Raw genomic sequence first — 19,435 nt, forward strand, 5'->3', positions numbered from 1 at the left:
TTTTCCCCCTTAAGCTGCCTGACTTTCAACCAACTTCACTAAACTTTGAATTGAACGGAAATGCTGCTTGGTGTCCTCTGACTCAGCATTTAAATGAATGTTATAGCGTTTTTTCAGCGCCAAACCTAACTCTAAGGCATCAATTGAATCCAGCCCTAAACCTTCGTTAAACAAAGGGGCTTCATCATCAATATCGTCAATTGAAATATCCTCGAGTGCCAAAACATCGATAATCATCTGTTTTAGCTCGTCAGCAAGATTGCTCATGTACATAACTCTTGATTGAATAACTGGTGTAAATACTGGTTTAAAGCACGCACATTTTTAGGCGTGACTGTCGTATCTGTTAAAATGTCGTCGACCCGAATTGGATCAAGCACATTGATTTGAATATGAAAAGGCTCACTCGGAATGTGATACCACTTCTCATTTTTGGTCAAGGTCGATGGGCTACAGCGAATCACCACAGGACGAATCGGCACTTGTGCCCGTAAGGCAATATTGGCGGCGCCACGCTGAAAATCATTGAGTGATTGATTCTTTTCAGTGCGTGTTCCTTCAGGAAAAATAATTAGCGATGCCGCATCTGCTTGTTGCAAGCGCTGCACACAGTCCTGAATAAACTGCTCAGAACCTGCATTTAAAATATATGCTGCGTTTTGCACAGGGCCTCGGGTAAATGGATTTTGCCACAACGCCTGTTTCACCACACAATTCGCTTTAGGCATTAACCCGATCAATAACATCACGTCAATTAATGTCGGATGATTGGCAATTACCAGTTCTCTCTGACTATTTTGCAGCTTATCCAAACCTTCAACACTGTAAGTCATGACACCAAGTTTGGTCATGCTTTCGATAAAACCATGAAAACCATGCCGAATCACCTGCTGGGTTAACTCAACACGGCGTTTTGGATCAGACGTGTAAAGTCTTACCGCAGGTGCAATCACGGTTCCAATGGCAACACCGCCCACCCCAAAACTGGCAAAACCCAAGCCTGTCGCCGCCATCCGCCATAGATAGTTAAGTTGCTGTTTGGACTTGCCTTTTAACATCGTTGCCACTTCCCTGATGCTGACTGTGGAGTACCCATTTGCCAAAACTGTAAAAACTCCTGTGCATCCTGCTCAGGAGGTTGATGACTGGTTTCTATTTTCAACACTGGATCAAACTGCACATTCGGCTCAGACAGACTGAGTACCGCTGCCACTGAAAAAGCATCAAAGCGATTCACCCCTTCATACACATCGGGTAAAGGCGCATCGTAATACACCACCAATGCACGCTGTGCTGTCGGATGCGTTTTCAAAAATGCATAGGCTTCAACCACTGCTTCCGACCATGAACAGCTTAAGCTGGTCGATGGCGTAGCATCCTGATATAAAATAGAATATAAACCTGCTATAGCATTATGCACAGACGTGGAAAATTGTGTCGGTGATGGTGTATGACCTTGTAATACATCTTGTAAAATATTTAAGGTTTTTTGTTCATCACCAAAATGTGATGCCCAAACAATATAATCAATGTCATAGGTTTGCAAAGCTTGTATGGCACCATTGAACGCCAGCTTAGCCAAAGTAGACAAACGGCGGCGCTGCATGGCAGGAATCGCCTGCAATACCTGCAAATCGGCATGATGATCTGTGCTATAGAGTTGTTGTACTTGTAGTTGTAAGTTCACACTCTACACCCCGAGCTGACCAAAAAATGGAATCTATTATAAATAAACAAGGGCGCTAAAATAGCAAAAAAACATTTAAAAAAAAATGAAAACAATAAATTTCTAGAAAAGATATACTAAAAGTATAATAACTCGATTTTCTCTCAATATTTTAAATAAAAAAAGCTATCCGAAGATAGCTTTTTATACGCAGGCTTAACGCTTAAATTTCTTTTCCGCTTTCTTGAATTTCTGAATGTAACGGCGGCGACGCGCAGCAACACGCTCATCAACCTGAGTTTTACGACCTTCAAACGGATTTTCAGAGGTTTTAAAGTCAATACGAACAGGTGTACCTTCAAGCTTGTACACTTTACGGAACACGTTTTCCAAGTAACGACGATAATCTGCTGGTGTCTTATCAACCTTGTTACCGTGAATCACGATCGTTGGTGGATTTTGCCCACCCATATGCGCATAACGCATTTTAATACGACGACCACTGATCATTGGCGGTTGATGCGCTTCTGTTGCGTCATTCAAAATCTGGGTCAATTTCGCAGGAGAAACCTTAAGATTGGCAGATTCATAAGCACGGTGAATCGATGGGTATAACTCACCAACACCAGTACCATGCAAAGCCGAAATAAGATGAATACGCGCCCAAGGAATGAAGTCAAAACGACGATCAACATCCAACTTACATTGTTTACGATCGTATTCGGACATGTTATCCCATTTGTTAATGGCGATTACCATGGCACGACCCGCTTCAAGCGCATAACCGATCAAGTGCAAATCTTGCTCAACCACGCCTTCGCGTGCATCCAGAACAACCACAACAACATGTGCGTCTTTCATGGCTTGTAAAGTTTTCACGACCGAGAATTTCTCAATCATTTCATCTACTTTACCTTTACGACGTACACCCGCGGTATCGATCAAAGTATATTGGCGACCATCACGTTCAAATGGAATATACACCGAATCTCGGGTTGTTCCTGGTTGGTCAAATGCCACCACACGGTCTTCACCCAACAAGCGGTTGACCAGTGTCGATTTACCCACATTTGGACGACCAATAATCGCTAAACGTAAACCAGTCGCTTTGTCGTGTTCTTCTGGGTTTTCATCTTCAGGTACATCAGCCAGCACATCTTCGAGCATCTGTGAGACGCCGCGACCATGACTCGCTGCAACATGCAGTGGTTCACCAAAGCCCAGTTTGAAAAATTCAGCCACGGCAGCTTCAGCATGCACGCCATCGACCTTGTTGGCAACCAAGAAAACTTTCTTGCCTAAAGTACGCAATTCACGTGCAATTTGTTCATCAGACGCCAATAATCCCGCACGCGCATCCACCACGAAGATAATCATATCTGCTTCGTGAATCGCTGTTTTGGACTGTTCTGCCATATAGGCATCAATGCCCTGTTCACTTTCGCCAATACCCCCTGTATCGACTACAATGAACGACTTGTTTTGATAAACTGCATCACCATATTTGCGGTCACGAGTCAGACCAGCAAAGTCAGCAACCAGTGCGTCACGACTTTTGGTTATCTGGTTAAATAACGTTGATTTTCCGACATTCGGACGCCCAATCAGCGCAATAACGGGTTTCATAAATTAACGATTCTGCCAAACGCTTAACGCGCCTTTTTGAGTTGAAACATAAAGTTGGTTGTCAATCACACGTAAAGATGTGACTTGTCCCTTGGTATTGGAACGACCAATCAAATTACCTGTATTTGGATCTAATAAGCTCAAAGCACCTTCATAATCCCCAACCACAAGGTCAGAACCCAACATCACTGGGTTACTAAGATTACGGTGTAAAAGCTGTGTATTTTCCCAAAGTTTTTGACCGCTCATGAGATCATAAGCAATCACTTTGCCATCGGTCGTGCTGACAAAGACTTTATTTTGTATCACTTCTGGACGCTGGTTGCTGCTAGCATCCTGAGTCCACAGCACTTGTTGCTGTGCAAGATCTGTCACGGCAACCTGCCCTTGGTAACTGGTCGTGACCATGTACTGCCCCATCATTACAGGGTCGCCACTAATGTCATTTAAACGCTGTACGTCTGAGCGACCTTCGGCAACTGCAACACGACGTTGCAAGCGCGGTACACCACTGATGACATCGATGACATAAACATAGGCATTTGAGGTTGCGATCAGTACATTGTTTGGGTCGAGCATGACAGGTGCTGCACGACCACGCAAGCTAAATGAGACATTCGGCAAACGGTATGTCCAAAGCTGCTGACCTGTGCTGACATCGTGTGCGTAGACATTACCATCATTACTCACAGTAATCACACGTCCTGCCTGAATATGCGATGGCGCAATCACCGCACCTGAAAGCTGAGCGGCCCATTTTATTTGCCCGGAAGTTTCATCAAGTGCAAACAACTCGCCTTTTTCATTGCCTGCAACCACAATGCCTTCACCAACTTCCACACCCGCACTTAAGCCATGTTTTTTGGTGAGTTTGGTTGACCAAAGGCGCTGTTTGCCTTTGTAGGCTTCGACATAACCTTTTGGATCAACAAAAAAGATCACGCCATTGTCTGCCCCCATTTGTAAACGCAATGGATCATTTTTATTGGTTTGGGTTACATGCTCGAAAAATACAGGGACTAAAGTTTTCGCTTGCACTATTTTTGGAAGTTTGTTGGGTTTAATTTCTTCCACTTTAGTTTTATTGCTAGAGCAGCCCACCAAAGCAACAGCTGCAAGTGTTAGCGCAAACGGTACGGTAAATTTTTTATTCATTTAAGACTCATCCACTTGTGTTTTCAAAATTGGGCGTTCGATATCAGGATCATTCACTAAAACGCCAACACTTTCGAGTTTAATTTGTAAAATTTGTCGTTCTTGTTTACGCGCAACAATGGCATCCCATGCACTTTGATACGCTTTGCGTGCTTGAGCAACATCATTTTTTGCAACGTAAATATCACCACGTGCTTCATCTGCTGATGCTTTAAACGCTGGAACCTTGATGAGATCCAAGGTTTTTAAAGCATCATCATATTTTTTCTGCGCTGCTTGTGTATAGGCCAAATGCAGGTTAACCAACTGAAGTAAACCTTCGTCATCAACCTTCGCATTTTGTACTTTTTTCAGTTCACGTTCTGCCGCAGTATAGTTGCCTTGGTCAAATGCCACTTTAGACATAACCAATTCAGCTTGGATCGCCTGCACAGAGTCCAGATTCTTTTTCAGAACTGTATCAGCAGATGGCGCAAGTTTGTTATACGCACTTGGATCACCTGTTAAACTCTGTGCTTCATCCATAAGCTGCTGAACACGTGCGGTTTCATTTTGCGCACTATGTAGCTGTTTTTTCTGCCAGTAATTCCAGCCAAAAAATGCAATCAATGCAACCAGAATACCACTGACTGCGGCAGAACCATATTTCTTGCTCAGTGATTTTAGATTATCGAGTTGCTCTTCTTGTGTTAGTGCACTCATGTGACTGTCCTTCTGACTTTCCTATGCAGCTTATTCAGCAAATTTTTCAATTAAAAATGGCACGATGTCCGCAATTTTTAGCTCGACTTGCTCTGCCGTTGCCAATGTTTTGAGGCTGACTTGCTGATTTTCCCACTCACGCTCACCCAAAATCATGGCAAAAACTGCTCCAGATTGATCTGCCTTTTTCATTTGGCTTTTCATACTGCCTTGAGAGCCTGTTTTCACTCGAATTGAGCTATTTGCAGTTTCAAGCTGATTGCGTAATTGTTCTGCCAACACCAAAGCTTTACCCTGACAAGCAGGATCGGCAAGCAAGAACACTTCGCAATCACGTGTGATTTGTGTTTGCTCAACCTGTTCAAGCAACAACAACAAACGCTCCATGCCCATCGCAAAGCCAACCGCAGGCACAGACTGGTCTGCCTTACCTTTGAGCTGTCCCACCAAGCCATCATAACGTCCACCTGCACAGACTGTGCCTTGTGAACCCAAATGTGTGGTTGTCCATTCAAATACGGTTTTGTTGTAATAATCTAAACCACGAACCAGTTTCTGGTTAATCACAAACTTCACACCTGCATCAGTTAAATACTGCTGCAATTGTGCGAAATGCTGCATGGTGTCTTCTTTTAGGAAGTCATGCAGTTTCGGTGCATTTTCCAAAATTTGCTGGGTACGCTCGTTTTTCGAATCCAAAATACGCAGTGGGTTAGTGCTTAAACGGCGCTGAGAGTCTTCATCCAACTCGTCTTTATGTGCAGTCAAAAACTCAACCAATGCATTACGATATTCGTTACGCTCATCCATTTCGCCCAAAGTATTCAGCTCAAGCTGAACTTTGTCGGAAACGCCCATGCGCTGCCACAAACGTGCCGTCATTAGAATCAGTTCAGCATCAATATCTGGCGTTGCGACCCCAAAGGTTTCCACACCAAACTGATGAAACTGACGGTAACGACCCTTTTGTGGTTTCTCATAACGGAACATTGGGCCGATATACCACACACGCGGCGTAGCACCACGCAACAAATTATGTTCGAGCATGGCACGCACACAACCTGCTGTCCCTTCAGGACGCAAGGTGAGTGACTCTGGTGGATTACCTTTGTCAAAAAAGGTATACATTTCTTTTTCAACGATATCGGTTGCATCACCAATAGCACGTTTAAATAAACCCGTATGTTCAACCATCGGCAAACGGATTTGTTGATAGCCATAGGCATCCATTAATGATGCAAGATGCTGCTCCAGACGTCTCCACGCAGGCGTTTGCGAAGGAAGAACGTCATTAAAACCTTTAATTGCGACAATTGAACTCATGATGAACTACGAATAATCTCTTTAGCTTTAGCTTCTTCAAGCTCTTGAACACGTTGACGAACCATTGTTTCAATTTCGTCAACCAACTGATCGGTATCTATAAGATGGCTTTTTTCACCATTTCGATAGACCAATGATCGAGGGCTTGCCCCAACCACACCAATATCGGCTTCCTTGGCTTCACCAGGTCCATTGACCTTACAGCCAATCACCGAAACATCCATTGGTGTGCGAATACCTTCTAGACGTTGCTCCAGTGCCTGCATCACTTTAATGACATTAAATTCCTGACGCGAACAGCTTGGACACGCAATAAAATTGATTCCGTTTGAACGAAGTCCGAGTGATTTTAAAATATCAAAACCAATTTTGACTTCATCTTCAGGCTCAGCTGCCAAGGAAATACGCATGGTATCACCAATACCTTCGAGCAGCAGACCACCCAAAGCAATTGCAGACTTGACTGTACCCGTGCGGTAAATCCCCGCTTCGGTCACACCCAAATGTAACGGATTATCAATTTGTTGAGATAATAAACGATAAGCATCCAAAGTTAAAAACACATTTGATGCTTTTACACTGACTTTAAACTCTTGAAAGTCCAAACGATCTAAAATATCAATGTGGCGAAGTGCAGATTCAAGCAATGCCTGTCCTGTCGGTTCGCCATATTTTTTCTGCAAATCTTTCTCTAAAGAGCCAGCATTGACCCCAATCCGAATCGAAATGCCATGATGTTTGGCCGCAGCCACCACTTCACGCACTTTTTGGTCAGAACCGATATTACCTGGGTTAATGCGTAGGCAGTCTGCACCATAATCAGCAACAGCAAGTGCAATTTTATGGTCAAAATGAATATCAGCAACCAAAGGCACATGTACCCGTTTACGGATAGCACCAAAGGCTTCAGCAGCCTCCATTGAAGGTACTGAAACACGCATGATGTCTGCACCCGCTTGTACACAGCGCTCAATTTGCGCCACAGTTGCATCGACATCGCAGGTTTCGGTATTGGTCATACTTTGCACCGTAATTGGTGCATCACCACCCACATACACAGAACCAACACGGATTTTGCGTGTTGGACGGCGTTTAATTGGATTTTCGATCATGACTTGGTCAACTCTGTTGCATTAACGTGATAAACGGAAGTCTGCCTGACCATTTACCGTATAAGGTGCCAAAGGAATAGATTCATTATTTAGGGTTAAAGTCACAGCACTGGCATTGTCAAGACGTACCTGAAATGGTGAAACACCTTTTAGGCTTAAATCTGCAGCCTGACGACCTGTTGCCAATACTTTACCTGTGGAGTCCACAATATTGACTGAAGTCGGCTGTGAGAATTTCAAATTGAGCTGATCGCCGCCCGTTGTTGCTGTATTTTGATCTACAGAAATCACCTGTGTATTCGATTGTGGGTTTGCCGCAGCTGCTGGCTGTTTTTTTGCCGCCCATTTTTGCAAGCCTAACACCACGAGCCACAATACAAAAATCACCACAATGGCAATCACAATGCGTTTTAACCATTTTTTATTGCGATCACTGTTTGAACCAGGCAGTTTGCCCATGATTTTAATCGGTGAATCTTTTAAGGCGTGATTTGGCAATAAACCTGTGTCATTGGCATAGATTTCATCAAAACGCTGAATAATTGCTGAAGCATCGACATTTAGGTATTTGGCATATATACGATAATAACCCTTAATAAAGGTTGCTTCAGGCAATGATTTATAATCATCACTTTCTAGCGCTTCCAAAGTTTTTATCGGCATATTCAAAGCTTTTGAAACATCAGCCAATTCACGTTTTTGAGCAAGGCGGATATGACGTAAGTATTCACCTGGACGTTGAACGTTGCCTAAAGTATTAGGGGTTGCTGATGTACCCGTCGATTGCTGTGAATTTGGATTTACTTCCATACCGCCTCAGTACTGTACTGTAATTGCAAATAACGTTGATATTCTTGGCTATCGGGGAACAAAGCCCGCAATTGATTCACCAAAACCTGCTTGCTCATATTATCACCATTGGCGCGAGCAAGGCGAATACCAACCCATAGACCGTGTGCGCTTTGGTTTTTATCTCCAACCAATCGCACATAATCACCATACGCTTCTGTTGCCAGTGCAAACTGTTGACGCAGGTAAAAAATTTCCGCCAACTCTAACATCGAAACTGTAGAATTTCGATTTACTTGCAAGGCTTGTCTGAATGTTTTTTCAGCATTTGGTGCATCACCCAGCTTTAAATAAGTCAAACCCAGATTTTCCAGCGCCATTCCACGCTGCTCATAACCTAAAGTTGAGCCTGCAAGCTTGAGTTGTTCCAGCGCGTCATTATAGCGCCCTAACTGAAACAGATAACGCCCATAATTGTTACGTGTTTGTGCATCTTGAGGGTCAATCGAAATCGCACGTTTAAAATATTCTTCAGCTTTCGCTACATTCTCAGGGCTACCCTCTTGCTGCAACAAGACCGCCATAAGCATATTCGCACGCACGTTTCGGGTGGTCTCTTGAAACACATCATCGAGCGCACGTTTTGCTGCATCCAAATCGCCTGTGCGTAAATATTCAGCAGCAATCTCCACACGAATTTCAGCAGCTTTTTTCTTGTCACGCTTAAACTTGCTGGTTGGCGTACTAATATCTGCATAACTCGGTGAACTATCTTTTTTCACGAGTCCGAGTGTGCTTTGACAGCCTTGTAAACTGAACAACAAAGCACCTACACCCAGTAATATCACACTATGTTTTACAGTTTTTTTCACGCCAAACCACCTCAGTGAATTATTATCCTTTTGAGCGTATGATCTCATTTTTTTCTGCAATTTTCTTTTGCCATTGTGCCGCGCGACGGGTACGGTCAGCAACTTGTCCGACCAACTGACCACATGCAGCATCAATATCGTCACCACGTGTCTGACGAATAGTACAGACAAAGCCCGCATCTGACAAAGTTTTTTGGAAGGCAATAATACGGTTACGACTTGAGCGACCGTACGGTGCGTGCGGGAACGGGTTAAAAGGAATCAGGTTAATCTTACTTGGTAGATTTTTTAATAATTTAAGTAATTGCTGTGCATGCTCAGGCTGATCATTTACCCCGTCAAGCATGACATATTCAATGGTCACATGTTTACGTGCACTTTCATTACCGTCTTTGGCAATATAACGCTGACATGCAGTAATCAGTTGTTCTAATGGATATTTTTTATTGATCGGTACAAGTTCGTTACGCAACTCATCGTTCGGTGCATGTAAAGAAATTGCTAAAGCCACATCAATATCTTGTGCGAGCTGGTCAATTTTCGGCACAACACCTGAAGTTGACAATGTCACGCGACGCTTCGACATACCATATGCAAAGTCATCCAACATAATCCGCATTGAACTTAAAACAGCGTCATAATTGAGTAAAGGCTCACCCATCCCCATCATCACGACATTGGTTACCGAGCGTTCACGCTCTGCGACAGGCACGTCTTCCATATAAGAGAAGTTTGCCATCCAAAGCTGACCAATAATTTCTGCAGGTGTTAGATCGCGCTGAAAGCCTTGTTTTCCTGTCGAACAAAATGAACAGTCCAGTGCACAACCCACTTGTGAAGAAATACACAATGTCTTGCGTGAACCTGTTTTATCTTCCGCAGGAATCAGAACGGTCTCAACCAAAGAGCCCTTGCCTTCACCCACGCGAAATACCCACTTACGTGTGCCATCTTTAGAATAATTACGATGAACCACTTCAGGCGCTTTAATTTCACAAATCTGTACCAGTTTGTCGCGAAGTTTGCCTGAAATATTGGTCATTTCAGCAAAATCAGTCACAAAGTACTGGTGAATCCATTTCATGACCTGACCTGCGCGAAACTTCTTTTCGCCCAAATCTTCAAAGAATTTTTCAAGTTCTGCCCGTGACATGCCAAGTAAATTAACTTTTTGCACTGGATTCGCAGGCTGATGCAATGTGGCGGTGTTTTGCTGTCCATCTGAAACCAAAGATGAACCAACTGCTTCAAGAGCCATGTGTATTACCTAAACAATGTCAAAGAAAAAACAAGAGTGGCCCTATAGAGCCAAGAGATTTTCAAGAATAAAAAAACCAGATAAGCAGTATAACACTTATCTGGTTTGAAGTATCTCGATTAACGAGTGCGTGGGCAAACTTCAGTTTGAGCGAAGAAATAAGAAACTTCGCGAGCAGCAGATGCTACTGAGTCAGAACCGTGAGCAGCGTTTTCATCGATGCTTACAGCGAAGTCTGCACGGATTGTACCAGGTGCAGCTTCTTTAGGGTTTGTAGCGCCCAAGATTTCGCGGTGAGCAAGAACTGCGTTTTCGCCTTCAAGAACTGAAACAACCACTGGACCAGAAGTCATGAACGCAACGAGGTCAGCAAAGAAACCGCGTTCTTTGTGTTCTGCGTAAAAACCTTCAGCTTCAGCTTGAGAAAGGTGTTTCATTTTTGTTGCAACGATTTTTAAGCCAGCTTTTTCAAAACGAGCGAAAATGTCACCAATGTGGTTTTTAGCAACAGCGTCTGGTTTTACGATAGATAAAGTACGTTCAATTGCCATGTCTGGCTCCTTAATTCAAAAAATCAAGATAAATTTTTGCCGCATTATACCGAGGTTAGTCAGAATAATCAGCTAAGAAAATGTAAAAGTTTGGATTTTTAGCCGTTTTTAATTGCTTTCATCAATCCATGCCATCTGAATGGCTTCAAGCAGACCTTCTGTTGACTTGTTTGGGTCATCGCTAAAATCGGGCAAAGCACACACCCATGTATGCAAATCGGTAAAACGAACCCACTGCGGGTCAACATCAGGATGTGCTTCCAATAATTCAATTGCAATATCGATTGTATCAGTCCAGCGTAAACCCATCATCTATCCTAGTATCTCTATATCATGCGGCTACTTTAAAATTTCACTGTCGGTTTTACAACACCAGATTCAGCATTGGTGCGAAGGAAATCACAGCCCATCCTACCAAACCGCCCAAAACCGCTCCAATAATCACATCAGTCGGATAGTGCAAACCCAAAACCATTCGTGAGAACGCAACCAAGAGCGTAAATGGCAACATGCAAATCAGTAGAATCGGCTGAATGTATCCAAGAACTGTGGTTGCCAGCACAGCATGCAAGGTGTGCCCAGAGGGAAAACTAAAATGATCCAGCGGGCGTTCACCCAAAACAATCACTTGATGAACCTGATAAGGTCGTGGGCGAATCGTTTTGTGCTTAAGTAATTTATAGAGCAATGTCCCTGTCGAACCTGCCAGTAATAAATAGCCAATTTTCACAATATATACCAAGCCATGGTTCATCCAGACAATACTGAGCATTACATACCAGAACCAGCCATCGCCCAAACGGCTAATCACTTTAAAAAATTGACTGATTCCCTGTGAATGGGAAAAATGATTCAGATACAAACAGCCTTTAAGATCAAGTGCTAAGATGTATAGTTTAGCGCGTTGAAAACTAGTCATCGTATTCTCCTCATCTAGCAAAGATGAATCGGCTTAATTCTAGGTCATCATCAAACCATACAAAGCCTGCTCAAACTGTTGGACAGGACGTTGCCATCCTGCATCTTTGACTTGCATGCGCGCCTGTTGCCCCATGAGATGCAACTGCGACAAAGCAGGTAAATTCTGCATGCGCCGTACCAAGCCCTGCTCGTCGTTTAAGTCAATCAACCAGCCTGACTGTTCATTTTGAATATATGCATGTGCACAAGCATAATCATAAGCCAAAACAGGTAGACCACTAGCCATTGCTTCCAAAACTACGTTACCAAAAGTTTCTACCCGACTAGCAAAGACAAATACGTCACTACTGGCATACGCCTCAGCCAGACGTTGCCCTGTCAGGTTCCCCATAAAAATAACCTGTTGTTCTGAATCTAGCTGTTGCAAGCGTTCTTTGTCTGGCCCATCCCCCACGATCACCAACCGAACAGCCTGCTGTTGACGACGAGCCTGTAAATACCCATCAATCAAGACATGAATTTCTTTTTCAGGAGAAAGCCGCCCAACATACAGCAACACCTTAGTCTGACGATCAACACCCCAATGTTGGCGCATGTCTTCACAGCGATGCTCTGGAGAAAATAAACGATGATCCACCCCACGGCTAATCACCTGAATCGGACAGGTGATGCCATGTGCTTGCAAAGCACGTGCAGTATCCTGACTAGGCACACAGGTCAGATTGGTATTGTTATGAAACCAGCGTAAATAATGCTGAATGGGTTTGACTAGAAATGCCAAATCAAAAAATCGACTAAACTCTTGAAATGGTGAATGGAAACCACTGGAAATCGCTATTTTTTTCATTTTTGCGACTTGCAATGCCAAAAGCCCCAAAGGCCCTTCAGTCACGATATGCACCACATCGGGTTGAAACTGTTCAATTGCTTTCGTCACCTTCAACCACTGCGGGCGACCAAATTGCAAACTTGGGTACTTCGGAATTTTATGTGCCGTAACCAGACATTCCTGCTGCGCTACAAATGTAGTGCAACTACGACTCTGCTCTGGACGAATGAGCATAATTTTATGCCCTTGTTGCTGTAAACCTTGACACAGATGCTGCAATGAAAGTGCCACACCATTAATTTCAGGAGGCCAGGTTTCCGTGACGATTGCGATTTTGAGCTTAGGGCGAATAAGTTGTTCTACTGCACGTTCCTGTGCGGGCTGCTGCTGATAGCCGCGTTTAAATCGAAATTTAAATGGCATATCTAACTGGCGTTTCAATGCCGCAGTCGATGGCATGAGCATGGTTCCACCATATCATTTTGTTGTTTTATGAAAACCAATCTAATCTTATTTTCTTGCAGTTTAATGATGAGTCGATGACGTTTTTTTGACAGTTGCAACACTGAAGTTGTGAAGCTGATTGTTGATTAAATTTTCAATAAATTGCCCGATTAGTAAGCATAACTAAATAGTAAATGCACCAATATATTGCAATCATTTTTCGAACAAAAATAACCGTTTATTTATTCACCATAAATTCACATTCTGTTTGTTTTCAAACACATAAATTAAAGTAAAAATAACGTTAAAAATCAACAATATAAAATATTACATTTATATTAAATTCAAAAAAATCATGACATTACAGCTCAAAAATATGGCATTTGTTTTGCTTATAAATTACACTGGCTCACGCCTATTTTAAAAACAATACACAACACCATATCAAGGAAAATCATGAAATTATTTTCAAGAACATTCATTGCATCATCTTTGTTTGCTTGTCTTTCTTTAGGAACAAGTCAAACCTATGCAGTGGATACACTTGCGAAGATCAAAAACTCAGGCAAATTAGTCATTGGTTTCAATGATGCCGCTATGCCAATCTCCTATACGTACAATGGTGGCGCAACAGGCTATGTGATCGACATTTGCCGTACCGTTGCCAATGACATTAAAAAAGAACTCAACGCTCCCCATTTAAAAGTTGAGTTTGTTGCTCTTAATCCAAGTCAACGCATACCTAGCATTCAATCAGGTCATGTTGATATGGAATGCGGAGCAACGACAAACTCCTACAAACGCCAGCACGAGGTGGCTTTCTCGACCAACTTCTATTACACCGAAGTTCGTATGGCAGTCAGAAAAAGCGCGCATATCCAAAACCTTGTTGACCTTGACCACAAAGCCGTTGTCACAACGGCTGGCACAACATCAGATACATATATCAAACGTAATGAACGCGGTAAAAATATTAATGTGACGAATGTTTATGGTCGTGACTTTGATGACTCATTTGCAATTCTTGCCAGTGGAAAAGCTGAAGCATTTGTCATGGATGATAATATTCTTGCAGGACTCATTGCCAAAAGCTCAAACCCACATGCCTATGAAATTGTAGGCCCTGTTTTATCTTCTGAGCCTTATGCGATCATGTTGCCAAAAGGAGATCCCAAGTTTAAAGATATTGTTGATACAAGCGTAAATGATCTATGGAAATCTGGTCAAATGGGCAAGCTTTACCATAAGTGGTTCCAGTCCCCAATTATGCCTCACAATATTAACTTGAATATGGCGCCAAACCGTTCATTCCTGAATCTACAACGCCGCCCAACCGATGCGGGGATTTAAACCACGCCAAGATATTGCACGATTATTTTTAAGCTAAAGATTAAAAATATGCAGTTTTGGGTACTTTAGGCTTCTTTCATCATTGTTTAGAGTCGCTTGGTTTTACTCCATGAGAGAAAATCAGGCCGACTGATGAAAGGAGTCTATTTAAAAGAAAATTATGTTGATGAATAACTTAATACAGTCACAAAAATAATAAAATGATACTTATCTGGCACAAGCAAATAAGTATCATTAGAAATCAGAAAGATAAATTAACATAAATCATATCTCTGTAAACGCCTGCTGGAGTACGAATAGAGGGCTGTTCTTCCAGATGAACAGCAATAATATATCGATTTGTACCTGTAGTATTGGCAGTTAATGGCACATTCCACAGATTTTCGACAGGACCTGAGATTGTTAATTTGGTTCTTAGTTTATACGCTCCATTGGACACATAACTTGTGCCATCAGCACTACGTAAATTCATACTACTAAAAAGAATCGAGTAACCACGATCGCAACTTACACTAAATGAAGTTGCAGATTGACTATGATAATAACTCGCCAGCATCATTTTAGGTTCGGTTACATTACCCACAGAACACGAAGCAGCATAGGTAGTACTCATTACACTACAGGCTAAACATAAAATAAATACACTCTTCATTTGACTTCTCCTACTTACAGGTAAGTTCGATTACTTTTACTGAATTATGATCTGCAACTTGTGCAGGAACATTTAATTCACTGGTACAGAATGCATCCTCCGCTTGTTGTGCTTTTAACTGATATTTATGACCTGGTAACAGTCCGTATAGATACAATTGACCTTCGGCATCTGTTGGGTAAACTTCATCTTTATTATTATCTACATAAACTTCTGTTGCTCTCGGGAAAATCTCGCCTTTCGTATTTAACAATTTAACAACGACCTGTTGAGTTTGATAAATTGGAAAATCAAAGAAATAACCTCGCTGATTAAGTGCGATTAACTTTTTACTTGATGTTTCTATTTTGCTTTCAATCGGAATCTGGTCTTGATTAAATGACAAATCATATGTGATATACGGCAAGATATTATGAATAAAGAAATAACCATTTTTTTTGGTTGTTCCAACAGGAACTAATGATCTATAAACCTCAATGTCCTTATAATCAGAAACTTTAACAAGGGCAAAGGCATCATCGATTGACTTGGTAAAACTAAATTGATTATCCAACCAAACCAATGCCCCTTTATAATCTACTTGGGTGTCATAATAATCTGGGTTTTGAGAATGTAAAATCCGCAAATCGCCATATGAAGTTTTTAACAATCCAGAAGCATTGTAGCCTAACTGTCCATTGGAGCGATTCATCCCTACAGAATAACCAAAGCCATTCTGCCCTGTAATAGATTGAGCAAAGGTCGCACGCGTATTACCATCCACAGATTGATCAATATAAACAGATTTATTATTATCAAAATTATAACTTAATGAAATATAAGCACCATCATCTTTACTCGCACTAAAATCTTTAAAATAAGACAAGCTTAAATAAAGCTGTGATGTAATTCTTTTCGAGACTCCAATGTTTAAAAGTTTAGTATTTGGTAAAGTTTGATTTTGGTTTTGGCTTTGATTTTTATAATAGCGGCGATCAATATAGTTAAAATTTATATTATCAAAAAATGGAATATTATAAAAACTCAAATAAGCAAGATTATCAAATTGTGGAATAATAGTGTCAACTGTATAACCTAGTGATTTAAATTTATCTGAGGAATATTTACTCGCTACACCAAAAGAGAAATTTTTAAAGTTACGACTCACTGATGCACCTAATGCGTAACCATTTTCACCATAACCATGACTCCCCATCACAGAAAAATCAAATAAAGCATACTTGGGTGCAGCCTGTGTCCACATTAAGCCCAAAGTCTGTATATCCGAGCTATAATCTGCAGTAAAGCCCAAAGTTGTTTTATCTGTTATACCACGCCGAAAATATGCACTCGTAAAAAATTCACGATAATCTGAGCTATTATAATCATAGTTATAGCGTATTTTCCCTAAAGAAAAATTATATTCATTTAGCCCAGCTTGTAATAATCGGTTATTAATTAAAATTGGAAAATTTTGTACACTTCGGTTTCCAAGTACATCTTGTACCACTATTTGTGCATTACCCGATTGCTGAATATTTGCACCTGTTTGTAATACATAATCTCCAGCCGTAACATTTTGCCGATATATATTAATACCGTTAATATACAGGTCGATGGTTGAAGGAACTACCGCACTCCCCCTCAACACGGGAGCATTCCAGTAAATAAGGTCTGAACGCTCAGTATAGTTTGTACCAAAACTTAAACCACCAAATCGAAAGGAACTCGCTAAAGGGTTATAGACTGTCGTAGTATCACCCAATACAAGTTTGGTGTAATTCCCAGGGAAATCAATACTAAGCTCTGTATTCAAACGAACTACAGAACTTTCACCACTATTTACCTGATCCCGATAGATCACGGCATTTTTAAACATCCAAAAATCTTTAAAAAACCCTAATTCATAAAGATTATTAAATTCATGAGCACCTTTAGATTTGTCAAAGTAAAAATCATAGTTTAAAAAAGCCCCTAAATTTGCCTTATTTGGTAAAGGCAATTTAGTCTTATCAAGATATTCCAAAAAATACTCTGGCGGTAAATTGATTTTTACAGCCTGCATTGCAGTATCCAACTCAGAGCCAATAGCAGATGTCGTCACCAAACAATACTGCTTTTGGCTCGTATTTTTTTGAAATAAATCTACTTTCAGTTTAAGCTGAGCAAGTACGCTACATTCAACATAAAATTGATTATTCTCTTGAATAAAAAGAGTTTCCGTATTTTTATCAATACCATTCAACCAAATATCTGCCAAAATGGGTTCATTACCACCTACTGCCTCTGCATGGGCAAATGAACAAATAATCAATCCATTGATGATGATCATTTTTTTCATATTTTATTCCTTGAGCTTAAGCTCTAGCGGTTTTTCACTTTTATCTGTTTTTATTAAGATTTTATAGCTATCGATATTTCTCGATTTTATCTGACTAAATTTAAAATTATTTTCCTGCTTTGTTAGCAAATATTTCCTATCATAATTTAGAGCAATTTCTTTTTTATTTTCATCTATTAACGTTATTCCTGTAATTTGCACATGAGATTCTGCATTATTTTTTATATTCACTAACAAATTATTATTTTCAAATCTTGGTATGGCTTTTAAATCTATTGCTTTTTGTTGTCCTACAAAAAGTGGAATCGAAAGATTCATCATAAATTGAACTGTATTTGCTTTTAAAGCAGGTGGCACTTCCTTAAAAAAAATACGCCAAGTCCCTTCTTTTTCTAGGCTTGGTAATTGTCTAAAGCCAACCCGTATAACTTGCTCTGAATTTGGTTTTATTACAAAATTTTTCGGGTTAATAATGATATTTGGATCTGGCTCCAGCACATCCTCTCCTTTTTCGTTTTGTGACCATTTCATTGCAGATGCTTCAAATACTTTTTTTTCACTTCCTTCACTCAAAGAAAGAGTAACTGTTGTGCTTCTTTGCTGTTTATTTGAAATATAAAGTTGTGTAGGAGTTACGCCAAATTCTGCCCATAATTTATTTATATTTAAAAAAAATATAAATAAAAGTAATGCTATTTTTTTCATATCTAGTCCATCCCTATAATATAAAAAACTTCCCTTTTATAAATAACTGATATTTTGTTATTAAAAAGCTCTACCAAACGTATATTTAGTAGAGCTCTTTCAGGTATATGATTAGAAATAGACATCAATACTATAGAGATCGCTATATTTATCTGCTAAAACAGATCCGATCGCGTTTTTAGTTTTCACTGTAACACTATATTGATTCATTGTGGTTAGAGCCATCGGCTCACCTAGAGCTGCTACACCAAGGTTGATGCTTTTTGTACCGCGTTTAGTTGTGACTGTTGTTGGGATAGTCGTAGTATTACTACCACTGCCTTTTAAGTAGCTTTCATCTGTACCAGTAGCACCTGTCTGACCATGATAAGTAGTGTTGACAAGTAAGTTATAATTAGCATTCGCACCGACCCAAAATGAACCAGTACCCACACCAGTTTTACTATCCACGGTGATTTTATCATCAGCTCTTAGCACACATTTTTTTGCTACAACCAACTCAATTGGAATTGTGTCGTGACATTTAGAAGTCCCTGTGCCTGTATCACATTCTTGATTACCAGCATGAGCAACTCCTGTAAAAGCAGTCAATGCAGCGGCGGATAATAATGTTTTCATCATTATATTCATAACCCATCTCCCTTATTTTATTTATTCGCAATTATAAAATTTCAAACCTCTTATAAAAGTTAGAGTTAGAGTTTTATAAGTGCTGAGTAAAAGCTTATATTCTTTTTTTAAAATCATAAAAAAAATGGTAAAGTTCATGTTCCCACATCGGATATATACTTATTTATTATAATTCCTTGTTTATTTTACTTATTTCAATATAAATTAAATAAATATAAGAATGGTTTTTATATTATTTTTTTAAATATAAGAAATATAGATTCTTATCCTTATTTTTTTAAATAGAAAAATCACATATATACAGTATTGTTAAATTTTCTATAAGAAATACATTTAAACACACAAAATTAAATTAAAATCACATAAAGTTCACACTTACCCATAAAAAATCATATTTTTTCAAAAAAACGTGACTTATTTCACATTTTTCAAACTATGCTTAAATACCTACTTCCCGTAAACATGAAGTAACCTGCTGTGCTATCAAGCCTGAACAGCAAAATACAAAGTTAGGTAAAGCCCTCCTACAG

The 19,435-nt window shown here is 40.4% G+C and carries 20 protein-coding genes; 1 reads left to right on the forward strand and 19 read right to left on the reverse strand.

Annotated elements, in window-relative coordinates; genetic code table 11:
- Positions 1-9 precede the first annotated feature (9 nt).
- The 15 genes from P255_RS11045 to P255_RS11115 all read right to left on the reverse strand — a co-directional run bounded on the left by P255_RS11045 (position 10) and on the right by P255_RS11115 (position 13,263).
- Complete coding sequence (locus P255_RS11045) at positions 10-267, reverse strand: phosphopantetheine-binding protein (RefSeq protein ID WP_004902223.1); 258 nt, start codon at positions 265-267, stop codon at positions 10-12.
- Complete coding sequence (locus tag P255_RS11050) at positions 264-1,058, reverse strand: lysophospholipid acyltransferase family protein (protein WP_004902229.1); 795 nt, start codon at positions 1,056-1,058, stop codon at positions 264-266. Before P255_RS11050 ends, P255_RS11045 begins: the two co-directional genes overlap by 4 nt.
- Positions 1,052-1,687 carry a beta-ketoacyl synthase chain length factor gene (locus tag P255_RS11055; RefSeq protein WP_004902232.1) on the reverse strand — a complete coding sequence of 212 codons (636 nt, stop codon included), beginning with the start codon at positions 1,685-1,687 and terminating at the stop codon, positions 1,052-1,054. The genes P255_RS11050 and P255_RS11055 overlap by 7 nt, the downstream gene beginning before the upstream one ends.
- 195 nt (positions 1,688-1,882) lie before the next feature.
- Positions 1,883-3,292 (reverse strand): ribosome biogenesis GTPase Der, encoded by a 1,410-nt coding sequence (gene der, locus P255_RS11060; RefSeq protein WP_004902236.1) that lies wholly within the window; start codon positions 3,290-3,292, stop codon positions 1,883-1,885.
- Between the two features lie 3 nt (positions 3,293-3,295).
- Positions 3,296-4,447: an outer membrane protein assembly factor BamB gene (bamB, locus tag P255_RS11065; RefSeq protein WP_004902238.1), complete on the reverse strand. Its 1,152-nt coding sequence runs from the start codon at positions 4,445-4,447 to the stop codon at positions 3,296-3,298.
- Positions 4,448-5,149: a YfgM family protein gene (locus P255_RS11070; RefSeq protein WP_004749745.1), complete on the reverse strand. Its 702-nt coding sequence runs from the start codon at positions 5,147-5,149 to the stop codon at positions 4,448-4,450. It lies immediately after the preceding gene.
- Positions 5,150-5,179: 30 nt separating this feature from the next.
- Positions 5,180-6,472 carry a histidine--tRNA ligase gene (gene hisS / locus P255_RS11075; RefSeq protein WP_004902240.1) on the reverse strand — a complete coding sequence of 431 codons (1,293 nt, stop codon included), beginning with the start codon at positions 6,470-6,472 and terminating at the stop codon, positions 5,180-5,182.
- The gene (gene ispG / locus P255_RS11080; RefSeq protein ID WP_004902243.1) at positions 6,469-7,584 is read right to left on the reverse strand and encodes a flavodoxin-dependent (E)-4-hydroxy-3-methylbut-2-enyl-diphosphate synthase; all 1,116 of its coding nucleotides are present in this window, start codon (positions 7,582-7,584) and stop codon (positions 6,469-6,471) included. Before ispG ends, hisS begins: the two co-directional genes overlap by 4 nt.
- A 21-nt stretch (positions 7,585-7,605) precedes the next feature.
- The gene (locus tag P255_RS11085) at positions 7,606-8,394 is read right to left on the reverse strand and encodes a helix-turn-helix domain-containing protein (protein ID WP_004902245.1); all 789 of its coding nucleotides are present in this window, start codon (positions 8,392-8,394) and stop codon (positions 7,606-7,608) included.
- Positions 8,385-9,245: a type IV pilus biogenesis/stability protein PilW gene (gene pilW, locus P255_RS11090; RefSeq protein WP_004902248.1), complete on the reverse strand. Its 861-nt coding sequence runs from the start codon at positions 9,243-9,245 to the stop codon at positions 8,385-8,387. The genes P255_RS11085 and pilW overlap by 10 nt, the downstream gene beginning before the upstream one ends.
- Before the next feature lie 22 nt (positions 9,246-9,267).
- Positions 9,268-10,503: a dual-specificity RNA methyltransferase RlmN gene (rlmN, locus tag P255_RS11095; RefSeq protein ID WP_004902252.1), complete on the reverse strand. Its 1,236-nt coding sequence runs from the start codon at positions 10,501-10,503 to the stop codon at positions 9,268-9,270.
- Between the two features lie 119 nt (positions 10,504-10,622).
- A complete protein-coding gene (ndk, locus tag P255_RS11100) occupies positions 10,623-11,054 on the reverse strand; it encodes a nucleoside-diphosphate kinase (RefSeq protein ID WP_004902254.1) in 432 nt (143 codons plus the stop codon).
- 108 nt (positions 11,055-11,162) lie between these two features.
- Positions 11,163-11,363, reverse strand: a complete 201-nt coding sequence (gene iscX, locus P255_RS11105; RefSeq protein ID WP_004749756.1) for a Fe-S cluster assembly protein IscX — start codon at positions 11,361-11,363, stop codon at positions 11,163-11,165.
- Between the two features lie 55 nt (positions 11,364-11,418).
- Positions 11,419-11,973: a phosphatase PAP2 family protein gene (locus tag P255_RS11110; RefSeq protein WP_004902258.1), complete on the reverse strand. Its 555-nt coding sequence runs from the start codon at positions 11,971-11,973 to the stop codon at positions 11,419-11,421.
- Between the two features lie 39 nt (positions 11,974-12,012).
- The gene (locus P255_RS11115; RefSeq protein WP_004902260.1) at positions 12,013-13,263 is read right to left on the reverse strand and encodes a glycosyltransferase family 4 protein; all 1,251 of its coding nucleotides are present in this window, start codon (positions 13,261-13,263) and stop codon (positions 12,013-12,015) included.
- 441 nt (positions 13,264-13,704) lie between these two features.
- On the opposite strand from P255_RS11115, the gene P255_RS11120 reads away from it, so the two are divergent.
- Positions 13,705-14,598: an amino acid ABC transporter substrate-binding protein gene (locus P255_RS11120; RefSeq protein ID WP_004902263.1), complete on the forward strand. Its 894-nt coding sequence runs from the start codon at positions 13,705-13,707 to the stop codon at positions 14,596-14,598.
- Between the two features lie 241 nt (positions 14,599-14,839).
- Here P255_RS11120 and P255_RS11125 read toward each other — a convergent pair whose 3' ends face one another.
- The 4 genes from P255_RS11125 to P255_RS11140 form a co-directional block, all read right to left on the reverse strand.
- Positions 14,840-15,250, reverse strand: a complete 411-nt coding sequence (locus tag P255_RS11125; protein ID WP_004902264.1) for a hypothetical protein — start codon at positions 15,248-15,250, stop codon at positions 14,840-14,842.
- Positions 15,251-15,260: 10 nt separating this feature from the next.
- Complete coding sequence (locus P255_RS11130) at positions 15,261-17,570, reverse strand: fimbria/pilus outer membrane usher protein (RefSeq protein WP_004902265.1); 2,310 nt, start codon at positions 17,568-17,570, stop codon at positions 15,261-15,263.
- A gap of 3 nt (positions 17,571-17,573) precedes the next feature.
- A complete protein-coding gene (locus P255_RS11135) occupies positions 17,574-18,275 on the reverse strand; it encodes a fimbrial biogenesis chaperone (RefSeq protein WP_004902266.1) in 702 nt (233 codons plus the stop codon).
- Between the two features lie 111 nt (positions 18,276-18,386).
- Complete coding sequence (locus tag P255_RS11140) at positions 18,387-18,905, reverse strand: hypothetical protein (RefSeq protein WP_004902269.1); 519 nt, start codon at positions 18,903-18,905, stop codon at positions 18,387-18,389.
- Between the last annotated feature and the right edge of the window lie 530 nt (positions 18,906-19,435).

Source organism: Acinetobacter brisouii CIP 110357 (assembly GCF_000488275.1).
GTDB classification, from domain to species: Bacteria; Pseudomonadota; Gammaproteobacteria; order Pseudomonadales; family Moraxellaceae; genus Acinetobacter; species Acinetobacter brisouii.